The following is a 5,434-nucleotide window of genomic DNA, read 5'->3' as shown; positions in this document are numbered from 1 at the left end:
CGAAAGGCAGCTGTTTTGTGGCTCATGCAGGAGCTGGGCCCGGTGGTGTAAATCCGCTCAAACACTTCTGCTGCATCCTCTGCCGATCCGTTGCACTGGTGCAGGGTCATGACAAACTGATTTTTAAAGGCGTTGGCAAAGTCTTTCACCGCTTCATCTGTTGCATCAGGGAGTTTACGCCGGAAGTATTTACCCGGTGCCAGATCAATACAGCGGTAACTGCTTTGGCCTTCTCGCTGACTCGGTTCGATGTAGCGGATTAAACCAGGTTGATCGGACAGCACCGGAAACCCCAGGTAGGTCATGTGGGCCATCCAATCCAGCTTCAAGTCCTTGGCATCCGGGCGAAAAGGGACACTCTGCAGCAGCTGCTGTACCAGTTCATGCTCCAGAAACTGAGTGCTTCTGTGTTGCGTGGTCTGGTTGAGTAGCTGACATGCCGCCCAGAGGGGTGTGTTGGCCGACAGAAAACAGGTGTGGCTATTGAGCTTATATTCAAGCGGGTAGGCTTGTGGCTCAAGCAACAGTGCTGCAGCAAAGAAGTGTTCAGCAGAAGGTTGTTTGATGCAGTCATCCAGCCGATCTACCAGCAGGCTGGCCTCTGGGGAATACAGACTGCGGTAGTAGACTGGCAGCAGAGGCTGGTAGTCCTTCAAAGCCTCCGGCAAGGGTTCCAGCTGAATATCAAAGGCATCCAGCTGTTGCTGAATAGTGTCCAGACTCAGGGTGCAGATTCTTTTCAGATGGACGTATATCGGTTGTTTTGGTTTATTAACACTCAGGCCACTCAGTTCGATTTCCAGCAGGCTGGAGTTATTCATCTGTCGGTGGATACGTGCCTTGTAGTGGTAATCCGCTTGTTCCAGCAAAGAGCGAATGCCGCTGCGTAAATGAGCCAGATGAGCAGCAGGCATCATGTCGGTGATGTCTTTCAGAGTCAGCATGGTCAGCTCCCAAAAATAAAAAAGCCCCGGCCAGTGAACGAATCACCGGCAGGAGCAAGGGCTATGAAACGGGGGGTTAAGTCAGAGAGAGATCAAATCAAGCCTTGAGCGGTAAAGGACAACCAGCCATCCCGACCTACAATCAGATGATCCAATACTCGAATATCCACGGTAGCCAGCGCCTGTATGAGGCGTTTGGTTATGGCCTGGTCAGCCTGGCTGGGTTCGGGATTACCCGATGGGTGGTTGTGTACCAGAATGACTGCAGCCGCATTGTGTTCCAGGGCTTCTTTCACCACCTCGCGGGGGTAAATGCTGGCGGCATCAATCGTGCCCCGAAACAGCTCAACAAAAGCCAGTAGCCGGTGAGCGTTATCCAGTAACACCAGTCCAAAAACTTCATGGGGCTTGTCCATCAGCAGGGTTTGCAAGGCCAGTGCCACTTCTTCCGGCTTATCCAGAACGCGGCCTTTGCTGAGTTTGCTGCGAGCCAGCAGCTGAACCATCTCAAACAGTTCAGCTTCAGTCACCGCGCCGGTAATACGATAGGTTCCGGGTTTTTCACCGGTAATCAGTGTTTTGCACATAAGGGGGTTCTCCCGTAGTGTCAGGATGAATGGGGTTGTAGGGGCAAGAGGGGTTACAACAGATTCAAGCGTTAGGAAGCTTTGGCCAGCTTTTGGCGCAGCCCCTGATTGCTTTGGTGCATGGGTGGATCAGGCTGATCGGCTTCCTGTGCCGGATAAAACTCTTCCAGAATCTCAGGGATCTCATCTTCCGTGTATTCAAAGAAGCCATTGGCAAAACCAATGCGTGCGGCATCATCCAGTGCACGTTGATCAAAACCTGCGGCATCCCGCTGTTGTTTTTTCTCCTGAGCACACTGCAAAGCGGCTTCCAGAGTCATGCCGTCCGGTGTCACCAGATCCACGTAAAAGATCGGGGTACGGTGGCTTTGGGTGGTGCTTTTACCTCGCAGTTTGAGCTGCAAAGGCAGGCAGGACAGCAAGCCACCGGATACCGCGTGGTAATACATCATGCGAGCCATCAAGGTGCGGATACTGTTAAAACCCGTGGTACGGAAAATAAAACTGCTCAGATCTTCCTCGGTGTTGATAGCAACATTTAAACGACCATAGGCTTTACACAAGCCACCTTTCCCAAACTCACACAAGCCAGGGCTGGGACAGTCCAGCTGCTGCATCCCTTCACGGGTGGAGCGTCTGCACTGCACCCCATTCCCCGCACACAGAGGTCTGCCCGTTTGTCGGTCAAACATGGAGTATTCAGCACGCAGATTCAGCTCCGGTTCATTAAACAAAAGCCGCACCGGAATGCAGCGCAGTTTGGTAGTGCCTGATTGTTGCCTGAGCTGTTCATCTAGCGGGTGAAGTATCCAGCCCTCCCGATTCTGGATCTGACTGGTCAGGGTAAATTGATCATCCTTCTGAGGCAGGCGTTTGCCGTTGCTTTCTACCATCTGCCCGATACTGATGCGCCCCACCACCGGGGGCGTAATGGCTAAACCTTTAATCATGGTGAGCTCCTTGTTTGGGTTGAGTATTTTGCTGAACAGTGAAGCGGCGACTGCCCTGACGAATTTCACCGTAACGATCCAGCATGTCCGGCTGCTCTTTCAGCAGGGTTTTGGTGTTCAGCGCTACGGTATCCTTGCTGCGCTTCCAGCTGATGGAACCCAATGCAAAACGGGCTTTGGTGGCATCTCCAAGGGTTTGCTGAAGGAACTGCTTTAACTGAGCTTCCTGCAGGTTCAGTGAGGTGAGTTGATCACGCACTTGTACCAACTGATTAAAGGACTGGTTCAGATCGGCATGAGCAGTGAAATCCAACACTTCACCGTGATCATGTGGGTAGAGCTGACGCAGTGCCCGATCAGCTGAGTCAGAACCGTCAGCCGGTGGAGGCGTGTCAGTTTCGACCCAATGCCAGAATTGGCGCTCCAGCTGGATCAGCTCCTGAATCAGGGCATCATCCCGCTCGATGCGATACACCCGAAACTCCTGACCACAAATCAGCACGGCAACATCTGCTGACTGTTTGCCGGTGACCGCCAGTTGATGTTGTACCTGACACTGGTAGTATTCCGGCACACCGTCCTTCCACAGACGGGCACCAAACTCACCGGCAGTTTTACATTCCAGTAACTGCACTTCATCACAGGCCACCACCGCATAATCCAGATTGGCCAGCATCCAGGCTTTGTCCTGATCAGGGTGCTGCAGTACGGCATTCACACGGCGCACCTTGCGTCCGGTTTTACGGGTGTAATGGGCAGCCACAATCGGTTCCAGCACATTGCCCCAGTAGATCGGAGAGCGCACCTCATCCAGTGAAGGATCAGGAAGACCTGACATACGCCCAGTTTTGATCATCCAGAGTTCCAGCTGAGACTGATAAGGACTGATACCCACTGCAGCAGCGGCATCACTGGCACCGATTCCTTGTTTACGCACCTCCAGCCAGTCCTTGCGCTGCATGCCCTTAGTCGATACCAGACGTACAGGTGCTTTATTCAATTGATTGGAAACAGAAAGATTACCCATGGCAGGCCTCCTTGAAGGCATAAAAAAGCCCCCGATGCCAAAGCACCGAGGGCGGGTTCAGAAAGTTAAAGAAGTGCAGCGGTAAGATCCGTCCGAATCAGGCAGTCAGCTCCATTGCCAGATCCAAGGCTTTTTGTTTGACGCTGGCACCCTGACCAAACCAGGCTGAATCCAACCGGTAGTCGGTGTTACGTGCACGGCGTTCATGATCCACAAACTCTGTCACGGCATTCAGCAGGCCATAAGCCGTACCACGGGATGAAGCCAGATCAGAACCTCGGCCATGCCCATCAAACAGCTCTAAAGCCCGTGCCATGGACTTCTGGTTGTTGTCTGGATTGGCTGATGCTGGATCAGTGAACACATCACGGAAATACTGTTCAGCTTCCTTGATGCGAACCTTGCGATTACTCAACTCCTTCAGCTGATCCATAAACTGACTCCAGCTGCTGACTGAAATGCCCAGCTCACGTTTGACACGCTCACCATCAAAAGCCGTGTTGTGACGGACTTTCACACAAGTGGCAGAGGCACCAGCACCTTGCAGGGCAACCGCCAGGGTGTTGTTGCAGACCACTCGAATGCTGGTGAACTGAGCTGTGGTCGCCATGCTGCCATCACAGGCTGTTGCCAGCAGCACATAGGCATTGGTGCGGTCATTGCCTTTCAGCACACCACTCTGGCCGGTACGTGCCAAAGCCCAGAGCTTGCGGCCACCTTTGAGTACACCGGCTGTTTCCAGTTCAAAGCCGGAGATTTCTGTCAGATCCCGATAGAACTCCAGTATCTCGGCAGGTTGCACCACCTGATACCGGTTGCCCACCACCGACAGCGGTGCCTGAGTATCGGAGCGATAGAGCACCTTACTGTCGGGGTATTCCAGCAGTTCACCCAGATGCCCATGACCGGCAGCAATAAAATGCACCGGTGATTCCACGATCTGCCAGTTCATACCGGCTTGTTCAGCCCAGACGGATAAGGGTTGTTGTTCAGTCAACTGATTGCCCAGACCATGCCAGGGTGTTTCACCAACATAAGCCATGCTTTCAACGAGATGCGCCATGATGTTTCTCCTGATGACAAGGCACAAAAAAGCCCTGCCGACCGAAGCCAGCAGAGCCGAGTGCCGAGGATAAATTGAGGGTGAAGCAAGGGGTACAGGCTTGAACAGCAGCCTGCATTCAAGTTGATGATATATATCTGAAAAAATCTGGAATTGACGGTGTAGGCGAGCAAAAAAGACTCAATAAGTCTTTCAAATTACGAGTGCCAGAAAACGCGATGTTTTCAAATGTTGAACCCCGCTATTCTCGGGTGACAGATTTCAGAAATTGGGGGATATATATTTATTCTATCTATTGGTTTTGTTGGTAGTGTCTGAGGTGTACAACAAGTGGTATCACAGCATCAGCAGAGCTGACTAACTGTTAATGCTTACAGCTAATAGCCTTCTTATGAACCTTGTATAGACCACTACAGATACTGATTAAGAGGGCTAAGCAGTGGACTTGTTAGAGCGCACACAAAAGCAAAATAAAGCAGACACCAGCACCTTTCTGCAATTCATTCAACAGCTAAAGGACTCAACAGTACCTGGGTTTCAGACAACACCTACTGAAGGTGCTGACAGTGCTAACTGTATACATGATGCGTACAACAGAGAAGTTGCATGGGTGACCCCTCTGTCATTTGTTGCATACCAGTTGAATGGCTGGCTTGAGAGCTGGAGGACTGGACATAAGAAAATCAGTCAGCTGGAAAGGCTCTTTCTCAAGGCCTGGAATGACGGAGTACAATCAGCAGGCTGGCCTGAGAAGACTCTGAGTCGCTGGCATGCTCTTCTGATGCCAGGACAAAGTCCGATCCAGACAGATGCTAAGCGTCTATGGAATGAGCAGCAACGTGGAGCTATCAGGTCATTTAATG

The 5,434-nt window shown here is 51.8% G+C and carries 6 protein-coding genes; 1 reads left to right on the top strand and 5 read right to left on the bottom strand.

The genetic code is table 11. From position 1 onward, the window contains the following. The 5 genes from IBX50_RS16720 to IBX50_RS16700 all read right to left on the bottom strand — a co-directional run. The coding region (locus tag IBX50_RS16720; protein WP_292257436.1) for a hypothetical protein at positions 1 to 944 on the bottom strand (944 nt) is incomplete at its 3' end. A gap of 92 nt (positions 945 to 1,036) precedes the next feature. Then, entirely contained in the window at positions 1,037 to 1,531 is a 495-nt protein-coding gene (radC, locus tag IBX50_RS16715; RefSeq protein ID WP_292257435.1) for a DNA repair protein RadC, read from the bottom strand. 71 nt (positions 1,532 to 1,602) lie between these two features. Then, positions 1,603 to 2,481, bottom strand: coding sequence for a hydrolase or metal-binding protein (locus IBX50_RS16710; RefSeq protein ID WP_292257434.1), 879 nt, complete (start codon positions 2,479 to 2,481; stop codon positions 1,603 to 1,605). Then, the gene (locus IBX50_RS16705; protein ID WP_292257433.1) at positions 2,474 to 3,508 is read right to left on the bottom strand and encodes a lambda-exonuclease family protein; all 1,035 of its coding nucleotides are present in this window, start codon (positions 3,506 to 3,508) and stop codon (positions 2,474 to 2,476) included. Before IBX50_RS16705 ends, IBX50_RS16710 begins: the two co-directional genes overlap by 8 nt. Before the next feature lie 97 nt (positions 3,509 to 3,605). Next, the gene (locus tag IBX50_RS16700) at positions 3,606 to 4,571 is read right to left on the bottom strand and encodes a DUF932 domain-containing protein (RefSeq protein WP_292257432.1); all 966 of its coding nucleotides are present in this window, start codon (positions 4,569 to 4,571) and stop codon (positions 3,606 to 3,608) included. A gap of 445 nt (positions 4,572 to 5,016) precedes the next feature. Between IBX50_RS16700 and IBX50_RS16695 the strand changes: the two genes are divergently transcribed. Further along, positions 5,017 to 5,434: hypothetical protein (locus IBX50_RS16695; RefSeq protein ID WP_292257431.1), on the top strand; the 418-nt coding region annotated here is incomplete at its 3' end.

The sequence above is a fragment of the Marinospirillum sp. genome (assembly GCF_014859565.1).
Note: the sequence above shows the minus strand (reverse complement) of the source record. Positions and strands in the feature narration are given on the sequence as shown.